Raw genomic sequence first — 20915 nt, forward strand, 5'->3', positions numbered from 1 at the left:
GCTCAGCACTCCCACTCGACGCGGCTGAACAGGTAGCCCTTGCCCCACACGGTCTTGATCTTGCGCGCCTCGCCGGCGCTGTCGTCGAAACGTCGGCGCAGCTTGGAAATCGCCACGTCCACCGAGCGGTCGGTGCCGTTGAACTCGATACCGCGCAATTGCTGGAGGATCCGGTCGCGGCTCATCACCTCGCCGGCGTTGCGCGCCAGCACCACCAGCAGGTTGTACTCGCCGCTGGACAGCTCCACTTCTTCGCCGCGCCAGCTGACGTTGCGCTCGGCCAGGTCGATGCGCAGGCCGCCAATCTGGATCAAGTCGCTGTCCAGGCGCGGCTCGTTGACGCTGCTGCGGCGCAGCAAGGTGCGCACCCGCGCCAGCAACACCCGCGGTTCGCAGGGTTTGGTGACATAGTCGTCGGCGCCCATTTCCAGCCCCAGCACCTGGTCGTGGCTGTCGTCGCGGGCCGTCAGCATGAGGATCGGCAGGCCCTGGGACTCCTGGCGCAGCAGGCGGCACACCTGCAAACCATCGAGGCCCGGCAGCATCAGGTCGAGGATCACCAGGTCCGGCTTGTGCCGGTGAAAGTCCTCCAGCACATGGTCGCCCCGGGCGATCACCCGGACATGGAAATCGTTGCGTTGCAGGTAGCTGGCAATCAGCTCGGACAGGGCGCTGTCGTCTTCGACCAGGAGAATGTTCGGCATAAGGGGATTTGACGAAAGATTGAAGTAAGGCAGGATATAGAATCCCGGGCGGGCCACCGCCGATTGTTCACACTTTTTCACACACGCCCAACACAGCTTAACAGCCGCCACCCGAACGGCTGCTTTAGCATACGCTGGATCAAACCTGGAAGATCCGTATGTCCACGCTCCGTGCTTTGCGCCTGCGCCCTCTGGCGCTGCTGGCGCTGATGACCCTTTCCCTGGCCGCTTGCAACGACGCCGCCGAGCAGGAAGAAAAGGCCCCACCCTCCCAGGTCCGGGTCGAAACCCTGGCCGTGCAGCCGCTGGCCATCAGCACCGAACTCAGCGGCCGCATCCTCGCCCCGCGCACCGCCGAAGTACGCGCCCGGGTCGCCGGCGTGGTGCTCAAACGCGTATACCGCGAAGGCAGCGACGTGAAACAGGGCGATGTGCTGTTCCTGATCGACCCGGCGCCATTCAAGGCCGACTTCGACAGCGCCCGGGCCACCCTGGCCAAGGCCGAGGCCACCCTGTACCAGGCCCGCCTGCAAGAACAGCGCTACCGCGAGCTGGTCGACGACAAGGCGGTCAGCCGCCAGGAGTACGACAACTCCCGCGCTGCCTTCCTCCAGGCCGATGCCGCTGTCGCCGAGGCCAAGGCCGCGCTGGAACGCGCGCGCCTGAGCCTGGGCTACGCCACGGTCACCGCGCCGATCGCCGGGCGCGTCGGGCGCGCCCTGGTGACCGAAGGTGCGCTGGTCGGCCAGAACGAGACCACGCCGCTGGCGATCATCCAACAACTGAACCCGATCCACGCCGACGTCACCCAGTCAACCCGCGAGCTCAACGCCCTGCGCCGTTCGCTGCGCGCCGGCGAGCTGCAACGGGTCGGCCAGGACCAAGTCAAGGCCACCTTGATCCAGGATGACGGCAGCGCCTACCCGCTGGCTGGCAAGCTGCTGTTCTCCGACATCAGCGTCGACCCGAGCACCAACCAGATCACCCTGCGCAGCGAGTTCCCCAACCCCGACCTCGACCTGTTGCCGGGCAGTTACGTGCGCGTGCGCCTGGAGCAGGCCGTGCAGCCCAAGGGCATCAGCGTGCCGCAGCGCGCCATCCTGCGCGACAGTGCTGGAGTGCCCAAGGTGCTGGTGGTCGACCAGCAGGACCGCATCAGCGAACGCCAGGTGACCCTGGGCAGCGCCCAGGGCGACCGCTGGATCGTCAGCGAGGGCCTGGCCCCGGGTGACCGCGTGGTGGTCGAGGGCCTGCAACACGTCAAGGCCGGCGACCAGGTGCAAGTCGACGAACAACCAGGCGCCACCGCAGTCGCCCAACACAACGGCCAATGAGGGCCTGATCCATGCCGCAGTTCTTCATCGACCGCCCGGTGTTCGCCTGGGTGGTGGCCTTGTTCATCCTCCTGGTCGGTGCCCTGGCCATCCCGCAGTTGCCGGTGGCCCAGTATCCCGATGTGGCCCCGCCGCAGGTGGAAATCTACGCCGTCTACCCCGGCGCTTCGGCGGCGACCATGGACGAGAGCGTGGTCAGCATCATCGAGCAGGAGCTCAACGGTGCCGACAACCTGCTGTACTTCGAGTCGCAGAGCAGCCTGGGCAGCGCCACCATCACCGCCAGCTTCCAGCCTGGCACCAACCCGGACCTGGCCCAGGTGGACGTGCAGAACCGCCTGAAAGTGATCGAGTCGCGCCTGCCACGCCCGGTAACCCAGCAGGGCCTGCAAGTGGAGAAAGTGTCCACCGGTTTCCTGCTCATGGCCACCCTTACCGCCGAGGATGGCAGCCTCGACGAGATCGCCCTGTCCGATATCCTCGCGCGCAACGTGATGAACGAGATCCGTCGCCTCAAGGGCGTCGGCAAGGCGCAGCTGTATGGCTCCGAACGGGCCATGCGCATCTGGATCGACCCGGCCAAGCTGGTCGGCTTCAACCTCACGCCCAACGACGTTGCCGAGGCCATCGCCGCGCAGAACGCCCAGGTCGCCCCCGGCAGCATCGGCGACCTGCCGAGCCGACCGACCCAGGAGATCACCGCCAACGTGGTGGTCAAGGGCCAGTTGAGCACCCCCGAGGAGTTCGCCGCCATCGTCCTGCGCGCCAACACCGATGGCTCCACGGTCACTGTCGGTGACGTCGCGCGGGTCGAGATCGGGGCCCAGGAGTACCAGTACGGCACCCGCCTCAACGGCAAGGCCACCAGCGCCTTCAGCGTCAAGCTGTCGCCCGGCGCCAACGCCATGGAAACCGCGACCCTGGTCAAGCAGAAGCTCGACGAGCTGTCGCGCTACTTCCCGGCCGGGGTGAAGTACGACATTCCCTACGATACCTCGCCCTTCGTCAAGGTCTCGATCAAGCAGGTGATCAACACCCTGCTCGAGGCCATGGTGCTGGTGTTCGCGGTGATGTTCCTGTTCCTGCAGAACTTCCGCTACACGCTGATTCCAACCCTGGTGGTGCCGGTGGCGCTGATGGGCACCTTCGCGGTGATGAACGTGCTGGGCTTCTCGGTCAACGTGCTGACCCTGTTCGGCATGGTGCTGGCCATCGGTATCCTGGTGGACGACGCCATCGTCGTGGTGGAAAACGTCGAGCGGATCATGGCCGAGGAAGGCCTGCCGCCCAAGGAAGCCACGCGCAAGGCCATGGGCCAGATCAGCGGCGCCATCGTCGGCATTACCCTGGTGCTGGTGGCGGTATTCCTGCCGATGGCCTTCATGCAAGGTTCGGTGGGGGTGATCTACCAGCAGTTCTCGGTGTCGATGGCCGTGTCGATCCTGTTCTCGGCGTTCCTCGCCCTGAGCCTGACCCCGGCCCTGTGCGCCACCCTGCTCAAGCCGCTGGAGAAAGGCGAGCATCATGAGCGCAAGGGCTTCTTCGGCTGGTTCAACCGCCGCTTCGAAGGCATGAGCAACGGCTACCAGCGCTGGGTGGCCCACGCCCTGGCCCGCAGCGGTCGCTACCTGCTGGTGTACGCCGCGCTGGTCGGCGTGCTGGTGTACGGTTTCAGCCAGCTGCCCACCGCCTTCCTGCCCACCGAGGACCAGGGCTACACCATCACCGACATCCAGCTGCCGCCGGGCGCCAGCCAGGCACGCACCATCGAGGTCGGGCAGCAAATCGAGGCGCACAACGCCGAAGAGCCTGGCGTGGCCAACACCACGCTGATCCTCGGTTTCAGCTTCTCCGGCAGCGGGCAGAACGCGGCGCTGGCCTTCACCACGCTCAAGGACTGGTCCGAGCGCGGTGGCGACGACAGCGCGCAGTCGATCGCCGAGCGCGCCACCATGGCCTTCACCCAGCTCAAGGATGCCATCGCCTACGCAGTGCTGCCGCCGCCGGTGGATGGCCTGGGCGAGTCGACCGGTTTCGAGTTCCGTCTGCAGGACCGTGGCGGCATGGGCCACCGCGAGCTGATGCAGGCACGCGACCAACTGCTGGACGAGGCGCGCAAGAGCAAGGTGCTGGTCAACGTGCGCGAAGCCTCGCTGGCCGAAAGCCCGCAGGTGGAGCTGGAGGTGGATCGCCGCCAGGCCAATGCCCTGGGCGTGTCGTTCGCCGATATCGGCGCGGTGCTCGACACGGCGGTGGGCTCCAACTACGTCAACGACTTCCCCAACCAGGGCCGCATGCAGCGGGTGGTGGTACAGGCCGAAGGCAACCAGCGCAGCCAGGTCGAAGACCTGCTGAAGATCCACGTGCGCAACAACGCCGGCAAGATGGTCCCGCTGGGCGCCTTCGTGCGTGCCCACTGGCAGACCGGGCCGGTGCAGCTGACCCGCTACAACGGCTACCCGGCGGTGTCGATCTCCGGCGAGCCAGCGCCTGGCTTCAGCTCGGGCGAGGCCATGGCCGAGATCGAGCGCTTGGTGGCGCAGTTGCCGGCAGGCTCCGGCCTGGAGTGGACCGGCCTGTCGCTGCAGGAACGGCTGTCCGGCAGCCAGGCGCCGTTGCTGATGGCACTGTCGCTGCTGGTGGTGTTCCTGTGCCTGGCGGCGCTGTATGAAAGCTGGTCGATTCCCACCGCGGTGCTGCTGGTGGTGCCGCTGGGGGTGCTCGGCGCGGTGGTCGCGGTGACCCTGCGCGGCCTGCCCAACGACGTGTTCTTCAAGGTGGGCCTGATCACCCTGATCGGCCTTTCGGCGAAGAACGCCATCCTGATCATCGAGTTCGCCAAGGACCTGGTGGACCAGGGCCACGATGCCGTGGACGCGGCGATCAAGGCGGCGCGCCTGCGCTTGCGGCCGATCGTGATGACCTCGCTGGCGTTCATCCTCGGCGTGGTGCCGCTGGCCATCGCCAGCGGCGCCAGCTCGGCGAGCCAGCAAGCGATCGGCACCGGGGTGATTGGCGGCATGCTCAGCGCCACCTTCGCCGTGGTGTTCGTGCCGGTGTTCTTCGTGGTGGTGATGCGCCTGGCCCGGCGTGGTAAAGCCAAGGCCGGCGCGGTGGCCAACGGCGAAGCCTGACTGGACAAGCCCCGCGTTAAATGGGAGGGTTCCCGGCATTGACTGCCCGGAACCCTTTTTCATGCCCGACGTTCTTCCCCCCTGCTCCATCCTTGTTCTTGCCGGCGGCCGCGGCCAGCGCATGGGCGGGCGCGACAAGGGGCTGCTGACCTGGCACGGCGAGCCGCTGGTGGCCCATGTGCAGCGTGCCGTACGCGCGCTCAGCGATGACCTGGTGATCTCTTGCAACCGCAACCAAGCAGCCTATGCGGCTTATGCCGACCAGCTGGTCGGCGACGCCGACGCGGACTTCCCCGGGCCGCTGGCCGGAGTGATCAGCGGGCTCAAGGTGGCGCGGCATCAATGGGTGGTGTTGCTGGCCTGCGATGCACCACGGATCGACAAGGCCTTGATCGAAGACCTGCTGACATTGTCGGTGGCCCACGACAGCGCGGCCATGGTGCGCCAGGGTGGCTACTGGCAGCCGATGTTCAGTGTATTGCCGCGACGCTTGTTGCCGCTGCTGGAGCAGGCCTGGCAAGCGGGCGAGCGGAGTTTGCAGAAGGCGTTGTTGCAGGACAGCGTGCAGGGCCTGGAATGTGCTGAAGATGACCTGCGCCTGAGCAACTTCAATAGCCCGGAGTGGTTACAGGATTAACCTGGACCTTGGTACACCTCGCTCCTCTGTAGGAGCGGCCTTGTGTCGCGAAAGGGCCGCGTAGCGGCCCCGGCAATATTTGCCTCGCCACGAGATCCCGGGGCTGCTGTGCAGCCCTTTCGCGACACAAGGCCGCTCCTACACAGCTTGTGTAAACCCGAATAAAAAAAGCCCCGAGGCAAAGATCCCCGGGGCCGAGCGGTTGGAATCCCCAACCAAAGGAGTTGGTTTCAGCCCTTGTCCGGCCAACCGCCACCCAGTGCACGGAACAGATCGACCAGTGCCAGTTGCCGCTGGGTGCTGGCCTCGATGAAGGCCGCCTCATTCACATAATTGCTGCGCTGCGCGTCCAGGTAGCGCAGGTGGTTGTCCACCCCGCCCTCATAACGCGCCTTGGCCAACGCCTCGGTCGCCCGGCTGGTATCGGCCAGGGCACGCCGCGCGGCTTCCTCGCGGCGCAAGGTATCGGTGGCGGCCAGGGCGTCGGCCACTTCGCGGAAGGCGCTCTGGATCGTGCCTTCGTAAGCGGCCACCGCCGAATCCTTGCGTGCCTCGGCCAGGCTCAGGCCGGCCTTGTTGCGCCCGCCGTCGAACAGCGGCAGCGACAGCTGGGGCATGAACGTCCAGCTACGCGAGCCACCGTCGAACAGCCCGGACATCTGCGCGCTGGAGGTGCCGAAGCTGCCGGTCAGGCTGATCCGCGGGAAGAACGCCGCCCGCGCCGCGCCGATATCGGCATTGCGCGCCCGCAGCCGGTGCTCGGCGGCGAGGATGTCCGGGCGGCGCTCGATCAGCGCCGACGGCGCGCCTGGGGCGATGTCCTGCAGGACCATCGGCTCAGCCGAGCGCCCGGCCGGAATGACCTTGCCCGCCTCGGCGCTACCCAGCAGCAGGACCAGCGCGTTATAGGCCTGGCGCTGCTCGCGCACGATGCCTTCCAGCTCGGCCCGTGACTGCTCAACCAGCCCCAGCGCTTCCTGGTGGTCCAGCGCCGTGGCCGTGCCGGCGCCTCGCCGCTGGCCGACCAGGGCCAGCGAGTCCTCGCGGCTGGCCAGGGTCTGGCGAGTCAGCGTCAGGCGCCGTTCGGCACCGTCCAGGGTCAGGTAGGCCTGGCTCACTTCGGCGATCAGCGCGATGCGCGCGGCACGGCCGACTTCCTCGGTGGCCAGGTACTGCTGCAGGGCCGCATCGCTCAGGCTCTTGACCCGACCGAACAGGTCCACTTCATACTCTGGCAGCGACAGCCCCACCTGGTAACTGCTGCTGACCCCTTCCCTGCCGCTGTTCGACAGGTCCGCCGGCAGGTGCTGGCGGTTGCCAGAAGCACCTGCATTCAGGCCAGGTACCCGGTCGGCCCGCTGGATACGGTACTGCGCGCGGGCCTGCTCGATATCCAGCAGCGTTTGACGCAAGGAGCGGTTGTTGTCCAGTGCCGTGGTGACCAGTTGGCGCAAGGCCGGATCAACGATGAACGCCTGCCAATCCAGCTGCTCCACCGCCTTGCCCTGATGGCCGGCGGCATCGCCCCAGGCAGCCGCCACCGGCGCCTCCGGGCGCTGGTAGGTCGGTGCCAGGGAGCAGCCGACCAGGGTAAAGGCCAGCGCGAACGGGAGTGCATATTTACCCATGACCATCACTTCGTCACCTCGACAGCATGTTGCACCGGGGCCGGCTTGCGCTTGAGCAGCTTCAGCACCCAGACGAAACAGATCGGCACGAACACCACGCCCAGCAAGGTGGCGCTGAGCATGCCGCCGATCACGCCGGTACCAATGGCCCGTTGGCTGGCCGCGCCGGCGCCAGTGGCGATGGCCAGGGGCACCACGCCGAGGATGAAGGCCATGGAGGTCATCACGATCGGGCGGAAACGCAGGCGCGCGGCCTCGATGGCGGCGTCACTCAAGCTGTAGCCCTTCTCCCACAGTTCCTTGGCGAACTCGACGATCAGGATGGCGTTCTTCGCCGCCAGGCCGATGATGGTGATCAGGCCGACCTTGAAGTACACGTCGTTGGGCATACCGGTGAGCAATACCGCCCAGACCGCGCCCAAGGCGCCGATCGGCACGATCAGCATCACCGTCAGCGGGATCGCCCAGCTCTCGTACAATGCCACCAGCAGCAGGAACACCACCAGGATGGCCAGGGCGAACAGGCCGGCGGCCTGGCCACTGGAGACCTTCTCCTGATAGGAAAGGCCGGTCCAGGCATAGCCGATGCCGGGTTGCAGCTCGCCGACCAGACGCTCCATTTCGGCCATCGCCTGGCCAGTGCTGTAGCCGGGCGCGGCGTCGCCGGCGATACGGATCGACGGGTAGCCGTTGTAGCGCACCAACTGCACCGGCCCTTCCTCCCACTGGGTGGTGGCGAAGGCACTGAACGGCACCTGCTCGCCGCTGGCGTTCGGCGCATAGAGGCGCAGCACGCTTTCCGGGGTCATGCGCTCGCCCTGCTCGGCCTGCACCACCACGCGCTGTTGGCGCCCGGCATTGGTGAAGTCGTTGATCACCGCCGAGCCGAAGGCGGTGGCCAGGGTGCTGTTGATCGACTCGAAGTTCACCCCCAGGGCACGGGCCTTGTCGCGATCGATCTTGACCCGCAATTGCGGCGCCTCGGCCAGGCCTTCCATCATCGCGTAGAGGAACACCGGGTTGCCGTTGGCGCGGGCCAGCAGCTGGTCACGAGCCGCCAGCAACGCTTCACGCCCCAGGCCGCCGCGGTCCATCAAGCGCAGGGCGAAACCGCCGGAGTTGCCCAGGCCGTCGATCGGCGGCGGCATGACCGCGGTGATGGCACCGTCGCCGTTGGCCACGAAGCGCTCGTTGGTCGCGACGATTTCGTCAGCCGCCGATTGGCCCTTGCCGCGTTGCGACCAGTCCTTGTAGGTCGGAAAGGCCAGCGCGGCATTCTCGCCCTGGCCCGAGAAACTGAAGCCGGTCACCACGATCGAATTGGCCACCGCCTCGCGAGACATCAGGAACTGCTCGAGCGCTTCGGCGGTATGATCAGTGCGCACCCGGCTGGCGCCAGGCGGCAGTTGCACGTCGACGATGCCGTAGCCGAGGTCCTCGGCGGGCACGAAGGCCTCCGGCACGCGCAGGTAGGAATAACCCAGCACCACCAGGATGCCGACATAGGCGAGCATCCAGCGTCCGGCACGGGCCACCAGTGCACTGTTCATCAGCGAATAGCGTTCGGTCACACGGGCGAAGCCGCGGTTGAAGGCACCAAAGAAACCGCCTTTCTCGTGGTGCCCATGGGCCACGGGTTTGAGCAGCGTGGCACACAGCGCCGGAGTGAAGGTCAGGGCCAGGAAGCCGGAGAACAGGATCGATACCGCCAGCGACACCGAGAACTGCTGGTAGATCACCCCGACCGAGCCGGACATGAACGCCAACGGCAGGAACACCGCCGCCAACACCATGGTGATACCAATGATCGCCCCGGACACCTGCCCCATCGCCTTGATGGTCGCTTCCGTCGGCGACAGCCCTTCCTCGGCCATCAAGCGCTCGACGTTCTCCACCACGACGATGGCGTCGTCCACCAGGATACCGATGGCCAGTACCATGCCGAACATGGTCATCATGTTCACCGAGAAACCCAGCAGCTTCATGATCATCAGCGTGCCCAGCAGGCACACCGGCACCACGATCGACGGGATCAGGGTGTAGCGCACGTTCTGCAGGAACAGGAACATCACCAGGAACACCAGCACCATGGCTTCGATCAGGGTGTGGATCACCTTCTCGATGGCCACGTCGACGAAGCGCGAGGTGTCGTAGGGCACCGAGTATTCGACGCCCTCCGGGAAGAACTGCGACAGCTCGGCCAGGCGCTCCTTGACCAGGGTCGCGGTTTCGATGGCGTTGGCGCCCGGTGCCAGCTGCACCGCGGCGACCACGGCGGGCTTGCCGTCCAGGCGCGCCGAGAGGTTGTAGTTCTCGCTGCCGATGGCCAGGCGCGCGACGTCGCCCAGGCGCACGCTGGAGCCGTCCGGGTTGGCGCGCAGGACGATGCCGGCGAAGGCCTCGGGGGTTTCCAGGGTGCCCTGCACGGCCAGGGTCGCGGTCAGTTCCTGCTCGCTGGCGCCAGGCGTGCTGCCGAAACTGCCGGCGGGTACCTGGACGTTCTGGCCACGAATGGCGTTGCCGATGTCGTCGATGGACAGGCCGTAGCCCACCAGCTTCTGCGGATCGACCCAGACCCGCATCGCCGCCTCGGAGGCGAAGAACTGCAGCTTGCCCACGCCGGGGACGCGCAGCAGCTCGTTGTTGATGTTGCGCGCGGCATAGTCGGCCAGGGTGGTGATGTCGTCACGCCCACCGCTGGCGCTGGTCAGGGCGTACATCAGCAGGAAGCCGGAACTGGCCTGCTCGACCTTCAGGCCCTGGGTCAACACCGCCTGGGGCATGCGCGCCTCGGCCTTCTTCAGGCGGTTCTGCACGTCGACCTGGGCCATGTCCGGGTCGGTGCCGGGCTGGAACGTCACCATTACCTCGGCTACGCCGTTGGAGTTGTTGGTGGACTCGTAGTACAGCAGGCCCTTGGCGCCGTTGAGTGACTCCTCGATGATGCTGGTCACCGACTCGACCATCACCTTGGCGGACGCGCCCGGGTAGACGGCGTTGATGGAAATCTGTGGCGGCGCCACGCTGGGATACTGGGCCACCGGCAACGCCGGGATCACCAGCAACCCGGCCAGGGAAATGAACAGCGCCACGACCCAGGCGAAGTTCGGCCGATTGATGAAGAACTTGGACATCTCGCTACCCTCGCCTTAGTGTGCCGCGGCCTGTTGCGCCTGGGCCGGCTGCACCGGCATGCCCGGGGCAAGGCCGGCCGGGCCGCCGACGATGACCTGGTCACCGGCGTGCAGGCCCTCGGTGATCTGCCAGCGCGAGCCGTGCATACCGCCGGTGCGCACGCTGCGCGCCTCGGCCAGGTTGCCGGTGCCGACCACCAGCACCCGCGCCTCGCCGTCACTGCCGCGCTGCACCGCGCGCTGCGGCACCAGGATGGCCTGCTGGTCGGTACCCTGCGGGGTGCGCACGCGCACGTACATGCCCGGCAGCAGGATGCCGTCGGCATTGTCGAAGCGACCGCGCAGGGTGACCTGGCCGGTGCCACGGTCGACCGCCACGTCGGTGAACATCAGCGCGCCCTGGCGCTGGTAGTCGGTGCCTTCCACCTGGGCGGTCAGCGCCTTGTCGTCGCCACCACCGAGCGCGCCGTCCTTGAGGGCCTGACGCAGACGCAGGGCTTCGGCGGCGGACTGGGTGAAGTCGACGTAGATCGGATCGAGCTGCTGGATGCGCGCCATCAAGGTGGCGTCGCCCTGCCCGACCAGGGCGCCTTCGGTGGCCAGGGCGCGGCCGATGCGCCCGGAGATCGGCGCGGTGACCGTGGCATAGCCCAGGTTCAGGCGCGCGGTCTGCACGTCGGCCTGGGCCGAGCGCACGGCCGCCTGGGCGCTGCGCAACTCGGCGCTGGCGGTGTCGAAGTCCTGCTGGCTGACCGCCTCGATCTTGACCAGCGGCTCATAGCGCTTGACCCGTGCCTGGGCCTCCTGCTGCACCGCCTGGGCCCGCGCAAGATCGGCCTCGACCCGCGCCAGGGCAGCCTTGAACGGTGCCGGGTCGATCTGGAACAGCACATCGCCGGCTTTGACGTCGGCGCCTTCCTCGAAACGTTTGTGCAGGACGATGCCGGCCACCCGGGCACGCACCTCGGCCACCCGCATCGGTTCGACCCGGCCCGGCAGGGTCGAGGCCAGGGCCAGCTGTTCGCTGGCCAGCGTTACGGTCTGCACCGCAAATGCCGTTTCAGTCGCGGCCTGCTGTTCTTCAGCCGCTCCGCAGCCGGCCAGTGCTACCGCCACTGCCAGCCAGCTGACCATCCCTATTGCACGCAAATTGCTCATGAACTCACCCGAGCCGTTAACTAAAATTGGCGCGAATGGTACTGGTGCATTCGATTTGAGTCAATTTAGTCTCATTTGAACTTTTTGTGAAATCTTGTAATCACCCTTCCGATCGTCGGCTGGGCGCAGCCTGGCTCCATGGCAGGCGTCAAATGAACACAACCTGCTGAGGAGATCCCCATGACCTTCCATGCCGTGGCCAGCCTCGACCAGCTTGATGAACACCGTCCCCTGCGCGTCCAGGCCGGCACCGAAGACATCGTCCTGGTACGCCAGGGCGAGCGGGTGCGTGCCTACCAGGCCAACTGCCCGCATGAGGGCGCGCCACTGGAACAAGGCGCGGTCTGTGGTGGGTTGCTGATCTGCCCCTGGCACAAGGCCGCCTTCGCCGTGGACGAGGGCGCGGTATGCGAGCCCCCGGCGCTGGCCGGTTTGCGCCGGCATGCCGTGCAGGTCAGGGACGGCCAGGTATGGGGGGACGAGCAGGCGCTGCCCGAGGCCAAAGACCATTCGCTCACAGTGGACGCGCACCTTTAGGCCGCCGCCGGCCTGTGGGATGAGCCATTCGCCAGGGCCTGGAAACGGCGCCTGGCCCGCGCTTTCAAAGCAGCGCGGAACTGTGTAAAAGAGGGAACCCCTCTCAGGCTGTCAGAAAAGGATTATCTGCAATGATTTACCGACCCCTCGGCCACTCCGGCCTGCAAGTCTCGGCCCTCACGCTCGGCAGCATGATGTTCGGTGAACAGACCAGCACCGAAGACTCGCTGCGCATTATCGACAAGGCCTGGGACCAGGGCATCAACTTCGTCGACACCGCCGATGTCTACAATGGCGGCCGTTCCGAGGAGATCGTCGGCGAGGCGGTGGCGCGCAACCGTCACCAGTGGATCGTCGCCTCCAAGGCCGGCTATGGTCCGGTCGACGGCCTGCCGAACCGCAGCGGCCTGTCGCGCAAACACCTGTTCAATGCCATCGAGACCACCCTCACGCGCATGGGCACCGACTACCTGGACATCTACTACCTGCACCGCGAGGACCATTCGGTACCGCTGGAAGAGACCGTGCGCGCCATCGGCGACCTGCTGGCGCAAGGCAAGATCCGCTACTGGGGCGTGTCCAACTTCCGCGGCTGGCGCATCGCCGAAATCTGCAACGTGGCACAAAGGCTCGGCGTGGCCAAGCCAGTAGTCAGCCAGCCGCTGTACAACATCGTCAACCGCCAGGCCGAGCCCGAGCAACTCACCGCCGCCGCTTACCACGGCCTGGGCGTGGTGCCGTTCAGCCCGCTGGCCCGCGGCGTGCTCAGCGGCAAGTACGCCCCTGGCTCGACCCCGGACCAAGGCAGCCGCGCCGGGCGCCAGGACAAGCGGATCATGGAAGTGGAATGGCGCCAGGAGTCACTGGCCATCGCCCAGAAGATCCACGCCTACACCGAGGCCAAGGGGGTCGGCATCGTCGAGTTCGCCATCGCCTGGGTGCTGAACAATCGCCTGGTCAGCTCGGCCATCGTCGGGCCGCGTACCGAAGCGCAGTGGGACACCTATGCCGGGGCACTGACCGTGAAGATCAGCACCGAGGACGAGGCGTTCATCGATTCGCTGGTGACGCCGGGGCATGCGTCCACGCCAGGCTTCAATGACGTGGCGCATTTCGTCAGCGGGCGGTTGCCGCGTTGAGATTGCGCGCCATTGCTACCTTTTACAGCAATGGCGCACAAACCGGGGGCTAACGGATCTGGTGCTTGTGCAGCAGGCGGTAGAATGTCGGCCTGGACACCCCCAGCACCTTCGCCGCGATGCTCAGGTTGTCGCTGTGGCGATTCAACACATCGCACAAAGCCTGGCGCTCGGCCCGGTGCTTGTAATCCTCCAGGGTGCCCAAGGGTTGGTCCTGCTCCGGCAGCGCCTGCAGGCCCAGGTCCTGGGCCTCGATCTGGCGCCCTTCGGCCAGTACCAGGCCACGCCTGACCCGATTGGCCAGCTCACGCACGTTGCCTGGCCAGTCGTGCCGCCCCATCGCCGCCAGGGCGCCTTCACTGAACGAACGGGGTCGCCTGCCCGTCTCCTGGCTGTAGAACTGCGAAAAATGGCTGGCCAGCATCGACAGGTCGCCATGCCGATCGCGCAAGGGCGCGGTCACCACCTGCAAGACGTTGAGGCGGTAGTACAGGTCTTCGCGAAAGCGCCCTTGCCCGATCGCCTTTTCCAGGTCCACATGGGTGGCCGCCAATACCCTGACATCCACGGCAATGGGCTGGTTGCCGCCCACCCGTTCAATGTGTTTCTCCTGGAGAAAACGCAACAAGTTTGCCTGCAGCTCCAAGGGAAGATCGCCGATCTCGTCGAGAAACAGCGTGCCGCCATTGGCCGCCTCGATGCGCCCCACCTTGCGCTGGTGGGCCCCGGTGAACGCGCCCTTCTCATGGCCGAACAGCTCGGACTGGATCAGGTGCTCGGGGATGGCGCCACAGTTGATGGCGATGAACGGCATGTCGTGGCGCTGGCTCTGCCGATGCAGCGTACGCGCCACCAGCTCCTTGCCCGTGCCGCTCTCGCCGCGGATCAGCACCGGCGACTCGGTGGGCGCCAGCTTGCCCAGCAGCTTGCGCAGTTCGCGCAGCGGTCGACTCTCGCCCAGCAGCTCATGCGCAGGCTCATTGACCTGCACGGCCCCCTTGCCACGCAGGCGCGCCATGCCGAACGCGCGCCCCAGGGTGACCTGAACCCGCGACACATCGAACGGCAAGGTATGGAAGTCGAAAAACCATTCGCACACAAAGTCGCCGACATTCTGCAAGCGCAGCTCCTCGGCGCTGAGCACGGCGATCCATTCGGTGTTGCTGCGCTTGATCAGGTCCTTGACGGCCTCGGGATGACGCAGGTGCGAGGCCTGCAAACGCACCAGGCCCACATCGCACGGCTGCTGCAAGGCAGCGTCCAAGGTACAGCTGCGGACCTCCCAGCCGACGCTGCGCAAGCCCGGGAGCAAACGGTGGCAATCGTCGCACGGGTCGACGATCAGCAGGCGGCGGTGGGAAGCAGGTTCAAGCATGACCGTTCCTTGGCGCCAGATTTTAGTTTTTTACGTATAAACAGTTAGTTGCGACGCCAAAATTAACAGTAGCAATGAACTTGACGCCCTCCATGACCGTTGGTCAGCCCATCTGCTTCGGTAAAAGCGCTGCGGGGAATTTTCACCCAGACCTGACGTCATAGGCGCCGGGGAGACTCAGATTAAAATCGGCACAAGTAAAAAAATTTCAACGGCCATGTGACTTCAACCCTGACCTGGAGCATCAGTACGAATAACCCCGCGCTGTAGACTTTTGAAATACTGCACCGCGGAACTTTATTTCGCTGTTTGGGACCATGAGAGAGACCGAACCATGAATGCCCCGCTCCGTGTCAACGAAGCACTGCTGATCGCCGACCACGCCTTCGAACCCTTCCAGTGCGTTGCCTGGGATGCACCCAATGGCACTGGTGAGCTGAGCCTGGCAGTGATCGACCGGACCAGCACCCGTATCGGCAGCAAGCAAGTATCCTCGCGGGTCTACTCCGACCCTGCGCAATGGGCCAGCCTGATCGAGGAAGTGCGCGCGGAACTGTCGCGCAAGGGTTATGACCTGCAACCCTGGTCCATGCCGAAGTAAGTACTGCCCCACCACAAGTGCGCGCCCTCGCGCACTTGTGCAAACATCCCTTGGGTATTTGTAACAACTTCATACTTGCGACAAAGTGTCGCACTTGTACCGTTCAATTGACCGCCGCGAACTGTTCGATATGTCGATAGTCGGCCTGAAGTTGTTCGGCAAGTTGTCGTGCGCGGCCGATACGCACCGGCGCCATTTCCATATCCACCAACAGGGTGCTGCAAGGCATCGGCTGTGGCGCGCGCCATTGTTGCAAGCGGCCGTCGGTCAATATCAAGCAGCGCTGCACCTCATGGGGCAGACGCTTGCCGCGCGCCAGCAGCCATTGGCGGGCCTCCTCCAGCGCCGCGAACAGTGGCGTCCCGCCGCCCGCGCCCAGGCCCTGCAGCCATGGCTGCAAGGCGCCTGAGGCCTTGAGCCCGTGGCGCTGCCAGTGCGGCTTGCTACCACTGGCGGTCAGCAATGCCAAACGGGCCCGCTGCCGATAAGCCTGGTCGAACAACCCGGCCAGCAGGCCTTTGCCCTGGGCCAGGGCCTGGTGCCGACGGGTCGAGGCCGAGGCATCGACAATCACCAGCCACAGCTCAGGGCCTTGGGCCTGGCGCTGTTGCCAGCACAGGTCACGGCGCTGGCGGGGCCGGCCCTTGAGCAGAGTCGCCAGCCAAGCGATACGGCCGCTGTCGGCGACGCGTGCGCGACCACGGACAGTGCCCGTCAAATCACCGCCGCGCGGTCTGGCATCCGACGCCTGGGCGCTGCGCGCGCGGATGCTCAGGGCTTTTTTGCCCAGTTAGGCACCTCGCGGCGGGCCGCGCTGGTGACGACCTGGGGTGGCAATGCGCCCCAGTCGCCCTGCCCGCCCTGGGCATCTTGCCCAGGCGCTGGCCCACCGGTTGCGGGGGGCGGTGCCTCTGCAGCATCGCCGCGGCGACGATGGCGCAAGGCGAATTCGGCAACCGCCTCGACGTCCGCCTCCTCGATCGCCTGGTTGCCGCGCCAGGCGGCATGGGCCCGGGCGGCGCGCAGCCAGACCAGGTCGGCACGCAGGCCATCGACTCCGGCGGCGAAACAGCGCTCGGTGATCCAGGCCAGGGCCTGGTCGTCCAGGGCGATGCCGGCCAGGCGCTCGCGGGCAACCTGGCAACGGTCGCGCAAGGCCGCTTGCGCGTCGGCCCATTGGCCACGGAATGCTTCAGGGTCGCTGTCGAATGCCAGGCGCCGGCGAATGATCTGCTGGCGCGCCTCGGGCGCCGGCAGGCCGTCCAGGGCGACATTCAAGCCGAAGCGGTCGAGCAGTTGCGGGCGCAACTCCCCCTCTTCCGGGTTCATCGTGCCGATCAGCACGAAGCGCGCCGCATGACGGTGGGAGATGCCGTCGCGCTCGATACGGTTGGTTCCGCTGGCCGCCACGTCCAGCAGCAGGTCGACCAGCGGATCGGGCAGCAGGTTGACCTCGTCCACATACAGCACGCCGCCGTCGGCATGGGCCAGCACGCCAGGCGAGAAACGCGCCTGGCCCTGGCCTAGGGCGGCATCCAGATCGAGGCTGCCGACCAGGCGCTCCTCGGTCGCCCCCAGGGGCAGGGTCACGAACGGGCCATCACCCAACAGGTCGGCCAGGCCACGGGCCAGGGTGCTCTTGGCCATGCCGCGCGGGCCCTCGATCAGCACGCCGCCGATCTTCGGGTCGATGGCGGACAGGCACAGGGCCAGCTTGAGGTCGTCGGCGCCGACAACCGCTGCCAGCGGGAATTGCACGGGTTCACTCATTTTCAGCTGTCTTCCTCGCCATCGAGCAGCTGTTGCTCGAGGCTGTCGCGGTAATCGCCCGGTTCCTGCCACAAACCACGCTGCTGGGCTTCCAGCAGGCGTTCGGTAAGGTCGCGCAGGGCCTCGGGGTTGTGCTCGCGCAGAAACGCACGGGTCGCCGGGTCGAGCACATAGGCGTCGGCCAGGCCTTGGTAATGGTGGTCGTCGATCAGGTGCGTGGTGGCGTCGAAGGCGAACAGGTTATCGACCGTCGCCGCCAGTTCGAAGGCACCTTTATAGCCGTGCCGCTTGGCGCCGTCGATCCACTTGGGGTTGAGGGCGCGGGCGCGGATCACCCGGTTCAACTCTTCCTTCAAGGTGCGGATGCGCGGTCGGTCGGCCTGGCTGTGGTCGCCGTGGTAACTGGCGCGAGCACTGCCGGCCAAGGTCTCGGCGGCGGCCAGCATGCCGCCCTGGAACTGGTAATAGTCGTTGGAGTCGAGCAGATCGTGCTCGTGGTTGTCCTGGTTCTGCAGCACAGCCTGCACCTGGCTCAGGCGCTGGGCGAAGCGCGCGCGCGCCGGGGTGCCCTCGTCGCTGGCGCCATAGGCGTAGCCGCCATGGTTGAGGTAAACCTCGGCCAGGTCGTCGCGGCTGTGCCACAGGCGTGCGTCGATGGCGTTCTGCACACCGGCGCCATAGGCCCCGGGCTTGGCGCCGAACACCCGCCAACCCGCCTGACGGGCCGCCTGCTCGGGGTCCAGGCCCTCGGCCAGCAGGGCTGCGCGCTCGGCGCGCACGCGGGCGGCCAGCGGGTTGTAGGCGTCAGGCTCGTCCAGCGCCGCCACCGCCTGCACCGCCGCGTCGAACAGGCGGATGAGGTTGCCGAAGGCGTCGCGGAAGAACCCGGAGACCCGCAGCGTCACATCCACCCGCGGCCGGTCGAGCAGGCTCAAGGGCAGGATCTCGAAGTCGTCGACCCGCTGGCTGGCGCTGGCCCAGACCGGGCGCACCCCCATCAGCGCCATGGCCTGGGCGATATCGTCGCCGCCAGTGCGCATGGTCGCCGTGCCCCACACCGACAGGCCCAGTTGACGCAGGTGGTCACCGTGGTCCTGCAGGTGGCGCTCGAGGATCAGGTTGGCCGAGGCGAAGCCCAGGCGCCAGGCGGTGGTGGTTGGCAGGTTGCGCACATCGACGGTATAGAAGTTGCGCCCGGTGGGTAGCACGTCCAAACGCCCGCGGCTGGGCGCGCCACTAGGCCCGGCCGGGACGAAACGCCCAGCCAGGGCTGCCAGCAGGCCGTCCATTTCGGCGCCGCCACAGGCATCGAGGCGAGGCGCGACATCGTCCAGCAAGGCCGCGAGCACTTCGCGCAGCGGTTGCCAGCACGGCGCTTGCGGCAGCTCGACAGCACCGCGCAATGCCTGCTCGATCAGGCTCGACGCCAGCAGCTCGAGGCGTTCGCGGGTATCGCCACACGTCCGCCACAAGGCCGCGTCCACCGCCTGCAGCGGCGCAGGCCGCGGCCCATCCCAGGCCTGCCCCAGGTCGCAGTCCAGTGGATCGAAGCCTAGCCCAAGCGCCTTGGCCAAGGTACGGATCAGGCTGGCGTTGGCCCCCTTGCCATCACCGCGCGCCACACGCAACAAGGCCAGCAAGGTATCGTTGCGCAAGCGCCCGGCCGGCGATTGGCCGAACACATGCAGGCCGTCGCGGATCTGCGACTCCTTGAGGTCACACAGATAGGTGTCCAGGCGTGGCAGCCACACCGCCGCATCGTCGAGCTGGCCTTCGAGTTGCAGCTCGCGGTCGATATGGTTGCGCTTGAGCAACTCGAGTATGTCCCGTTGCAGCTCCTGGGCCCGACGCGGGTCGAGCAACTGGGCTTCGTAGTATTCGTCGGCCAGCTGTTCCAGGTGACGCAACGGGCCGTAGGTTTCGGCCCGGGTCAGCGGCGGCATCAGGTGGTCGATGATCACCGCCTGGGTACGGCGCTTGGCCTGGGCGCCCTCGCCCGGATCGTTGACGATGAACGGGTAGATGTTCGGCAGCGGCCCGAGCAGCGCGTCCGGCCAGCACTCGGCTGACAGCCCCACGCCCTTGCCCGGCAACCACTCCAGGTTGCCGTGCTTGCCGACATGGATCACGGCATCGGCGGCAAAGCCGTTGCGCAGCCAGAAATGGAACGCCAGGTAGCCATGCGGCGGCACCAGGTCCGGGTCGTGGTACACCGCGCTGTGGTCCACCTGGTAGCCCCGCGCCGGCTGGATACCGACGAAGGTCAGGCCATAGCGCAAGCCGGCGACCATCATCCGCCCGCTGCGGAACATCGGGTCCTGCTCGGGCGTGCCCCAGCGCGCCAGCACGGCACGCTGGTTGGCCTCGGGCAGCGCGGCGAAGGCCGCCTGGTAATCGGCCAGGCTCAGGCTCTGGGCGCAGGGGCGCTGGTCGAGATGATCGAGGTCGTTGGTCACGCCACCCAGCAATTGGTGGATCAGCGCGGTGCCGCTGTCGGGCAGGCCGGCGACCGGGTAGCCCTGGCCCTGCATGGCCCTGAGTATGTTCAACGCCGCGCCCGGGGTATCGAGGCCCACGCCATTGCCAATGCGCCCGTCGCGGGTCGGGTAGTTGGCCAGCACCAGGGCCACGCGCTTTTCCTGGTTGTCCAGGCGCGCCAGCGCCACCCAGCGCCGTGCCAACTCGGCCACGAAGTCCATGCGTTCGGGGTGGGCACGGTAGCAGACCACGTCGGATTGACTGCGCTCGCTGCGCCAGGCCAGGTCCTTGAAACTCACCGGGCGGGTGATGATGCGCCCGTCAAGCTCCGGCAACGCAATGTGCATGGCCAGGTCGCGAGCGCCCAGGCCCTGCTCGCTCTGCTCCCAGCCGGGTTGGTTGTCCTGGGCGCAGATTGCCTGCAACACCGGCACGTCGCGGCGCAGCGGGCGCAGGTTGGGCTGTTCCGGGCTGGACAAGGCAAAACCAGTGGTGTTGATCACCACCTCGGCCTGCACCTCGTCGAGCCAGGCTTGCACCTGCTCCAGACAGGCCTGCTCCTTGAGGCTGGCCACGGCGATCGGCAGCGGGTTGAGCCCGCACGCCTGCAAGCGCTGGCAGAACACATCGATGAACGCAGTGTTGGCCGCCTGCAAGTGCGAGCGATAGAACAGCAGCGGTGCCACCGGGTACTCGGGGTTCCACTCGCCGTACCAGTCCTGCAGCTCGGCACTGGGGCGGGCCGGGTGATAGACCGCCGTGCGCGGCAGCGGCTGGGGCTCGTCCCAGCGGTAGTCACGCCCCAGCCATTGACTGGCCAGGCACTTGAACAGGTTGATCGCGTTGGCCTTGCCACCTTGGCGCAGGTAGTGCCACAAACGCTCGGCCTCGGCCCCGCGCAGCGTGCCCAGCTCGGTGAGCTCCGGGTCCGGGCGGTCGTCCCCCGGCACCAGGACCAGCTGCACGCCACGGCTGGCGAGGGCCACCAACTGCTCGACACCGTAGCGCCAGTAACCGACGCCGCCGTGCAGCGAGACCAGGATCAGCTTGGCATGGCGCAGTACCTGGTCGACATACAGGTCGACCGAGGCATGGTTCTGCACCTGCATTGGGTTGGCCAGGCGCACGCTGGGGAAATCGTCCGGCAACTGCTCGGCGGTTTCGGCGAGCAGTGCCAGATGGGAATCGCCGCTGCAGAGGATCACCAACTCGGCAGGTGTCTGGCCGAGATCGGCAATGCTGTCGTCCGGCACGAAGCCGCCGGGCTGGGTCCGCAGCAGGTGCAT

Annotated in this window: 13 protein-coding genes and 1 pseudogene; 6 read left to right on the forward strand and 8 right to left on the reverse strand. The window is 66.7% G+C overall.

The features are described from left to right. Positions 1-2 precede the first annotated feature (2 nt). Positions 3-704 carry a response regulator transcription factor gene (locus E3U47_RS04035; protein ID WP_134689721.1) on the reverse strand — a complete coding sequence of 234 codons (702 nt, stop codon included), beginning with the start codon at positions 702-704 and terminating at the stop codon, positions 3-5. A gap of 158 nt (positions 705-862) precedes the next feature. On the opposite strand from E3U47_RS04035, the gene E3U47_RS04040 reads away from it, so the two are divergent. The 3 genes from E3U47_RS04040 to mobA all read left to right on the forward strand — a co-directional run bounded on the left by E3U47_RS04040 (position 863) and on the right by mobA (position 5809). After that, entirely contained in the window at positions 863-2038 is a 1176-nt protein-coding gene (locus tag E3U47_RS04040; protein ID WP_134689722.1) for an efflux RND transporter periplasmic adaptor subunit, read from the forward strand. Between the two features lie 11 nt (positions 2039-2049). After that, a complete protein-coding gene (locus E3U47_RS04045; protein ID WP_134689723.1) occupies positions 2050-5172 on the forward strand; it encodes an efflux RND transporter permease subunit in 3123 nt (1040 codons plus the stop codon). A 61-nt stretch (positions 5173-5233) separates the two neighbouring features. Continuing rightward, positions 5234-5809, forward strand: a complete 576-nt coding sequence (mobA, locus tag E3U47_RS04050) for a molybdenum cofactor guanylyltransferase MobA (RefSeq protein ID WP_134689724.1) — start codon at positions 5234-5236, stop codon at positions 5807-5809. 230 nt (positions 5810-6039) lie between these two features. Here the strand turns inward: mobA and E3U47_RS04055 are convergent, their stop codons facing one another. Genes E3U47_RS04055 through E3U47_RS04065 form a run of 3 tightly spaced genes read right to left on the reverse strand, consistent with a single transcriptional unit; the run spans position 6040 to position 11729 of the window. After that, on the reverse strand, positions 6040-7443 hold the full coding sequence (locus tag E3U47_RS04055) for an efflux transporter outer membrane subunit (protein WP_134689725.1): 1404 nt from the start codon (positions 7441-7443) through the stop codon (positions 6040-6042). Continuing rightward, positions 7443-10571: an efflux RND transporter permease subunit gene (locus tag E3U47_RS04060; protein WP_134689726.1), complete on the reverse strand. Its 3129-nt coding sequence runs from the start codon at positions 10569-10571 to the stop codon at positions 7443-7445. Before E3U47_RS04060 ends, E3U47_RS04055 begins: the two co-directional genes overlap by 1 nt. 15 nt (positions 10572-10586) lie before the next feature. Then, positions 10587-11729 (reverse strand): MexC family multidrug efflux RND transporter periplasmic adaptor subunit, encoded by a 1143-nt coding sequence (locus E3U47_RS04065; RefSeq protein ID WP_134689727.1) that lies wholly within the window; start codon positions 11727-11729, stop codon positions 10587-10589. 180 nt (positions 11730-11909) lie between these two features. Between E3U47_RS04065 and E3U47_RS04070 the strand changes: the two are divergent. Beyond that, a pseudogene (locus E3U47_RS04070) lies at positions 11910-12233 on the forward strand (Rieske 2Fe-2S domain-containing protein); the annotation flags it as partial. 164 nt (positions 12234-12397) lie between these two features. Further along, entirely contained in the window at positions 12398-13405 is a 1008-nt protein-coding gene (locus tag E3U47_RS04075; protein WP_134689729.1) for an aldo/keto reductase, read from the forward strand. 49 nt (positions 13406-13454) lie between these two features. Here the strand turns inward: E3U47_RS04075 and E3U47_RS04080 are convergent, their stop codons facing one another. Beyond that, entirely contained in the window at positions 13455-14780 is a 1326-nt protein-coding gene (locus E3U47_RS04080; protein ID WP_134689730.1) for a sigma-54 dependent transcriptional regulator, read from the reverse strand. A gap of 334 nt (positions 14781-15114) precedes the next feature. Between E3U47_RS04080 and E3U47_RS04085 the strand changes: the two genes are divergently transcribed. Further along, positions 15115-15381: a hypothetical protein gene (locus E3U47_RS04085; RefSeq protein WP_134689731.1), complete on the forward strand. Its 267-nt coding sequence runs from the start codon at positions 15115-15117 to the stop codon at positions 15379-15381. Positions 15382-15484: 103 nt separating this feature from the next. Here E3U47_RS04085 and E3U47_RS04090 read toward each other — a convergent pair whose 3' ends face one another. Genes E3U47_RS04090 through cobN form a run of 3 tightly spaced genes read right to left on the reverse strand, consistent with a single transcriptional unit; the run spans position 15485 to position 20915 of the window. Further along, a complete protein-coding gene (locus E3U47_RS04090) occupies positions 15485-16099 on the reverse strand; it encodes a magnesium chelatase (RefSeq protein ID WP_256660220.1) in 615 nt (204 codons plus the stop codon). Positions 16100-16152: 53 nt separating this feature from the next. Continuing rightward, positions 16153-17151, reverse strand: coding sequence for an ATP-binding protein (locus E3U47_RS04095; protein ID WP_134689732.1), 999 nt, complete (start codon positions 17149-17151; stop codon positions 16153-16155). A gap of 2 nt (positions 17152-17153) precedes the next feature. After that, on the reverse strand, positions 17154-20915 hold the full coding sequence (cobN, locus tag E3U47_RS04100; protein WP_134689733.1) for a cobaltochelatase subunit CobN: 3762 nt from the start codon (positions 20913-20915) through the stop codon (positions 17154-17156).

Origin of the sequence: Pseudomonas sp. RIT623, assembly GCF_004519305.1 — a bacterium.
Lineage (GTDB): Bacteria > Pseudomonadota > Gammaproteobacteria > Pseudomonadales > Pseudomonadaceae > Aquipseudomonas.

Bases quoted from the DNA above. Each gene is read 5' to 3' on its own strand.
- E3U47_RS04085 (WP_134689731.1), top strand. From the start codon at position 15,115: ATGAATGCCCCGCTCCGTGTCAACGAAGCACTGCTGATCGCCGACCAC.
- mobA (WP_134689724.1), top strand. From the start codon at position 5,234: ATGCCCGACGTTCTTCCCCCCTGCTCCATCCTTGTTCTTGCCGGCGGC.
- E3U47_RS04080 (WP_134689730.1), bottom strand. From the start codon at position 14,780: ATGCTTGAACCTGCTTCCCACCGCCGCCTGCTGATCGTCGACCCGTGC.
- E3U47_RS04075 (WP_134689729.1), top strand. From the start codon at position 12,398: ATGATTTACCGACCCCTCGGCCACTCCGGCCTGCAAGTCTCGGCCCTC.
- E3U47_RS04055 (WP_134689725.1), bottom strand. From the start codon at position 7,443: ATGGTCATGGGTAAATATGCACTCCCGTTCGCGCTGGCCTTTACCCTG.
- E3U47_RS04095 (WP_134689732.1), bottom strand. From the start codon at position 17,151: ATGAGTGAACCCGTGCAATTCCCGCTGGCAGCGGTTGTCGGCGCCGAC.
- E3U47_RS04040 (WP_134689722.1), top strand. From the start codon at position 863: ATGTCCACGCTCCGTGCTTTGCGCCTGCGCCCTCTGGCGCTGCTGGCG.
- E3U47_RS04035 (WP_134689721.1), bottom strand. From the start codon at position 704: ATGCCGAACATTCTCCTGGTCGAAGACGACAGCGCCCTGTCCGAGCTG.
- cobN (WP_134689733.1), bottom strand. From the start codon at position 20,915: ATGCACCTGCTGCGGACCCAGCCCGGCGGCTTCGTGCCGGACGACAGC.
- E3U47_RS04045 (WP_134689723.1), top strand. From the start codon at position 2,050: ATGCCGCAGTTCTTCATCGACCGCCCGGTGTTCGCCTGGGTGGTGGCC.
- E3U47_RS04060 (WP_134689726.1), bottom strand. From the start codon at position 10,571: ATGTCCAAGTTCTTCATCAATCGGCCGAACTTCGCCTGGGTCGTGGCG.
- E3U47_RS04065 (WP_134689727.1), bottom strand. From the start codon at position 11,729: ATGAGCAATTTGCGTGCAATAGGGATGGTCAGCTGGCTGGCAGTGGCG.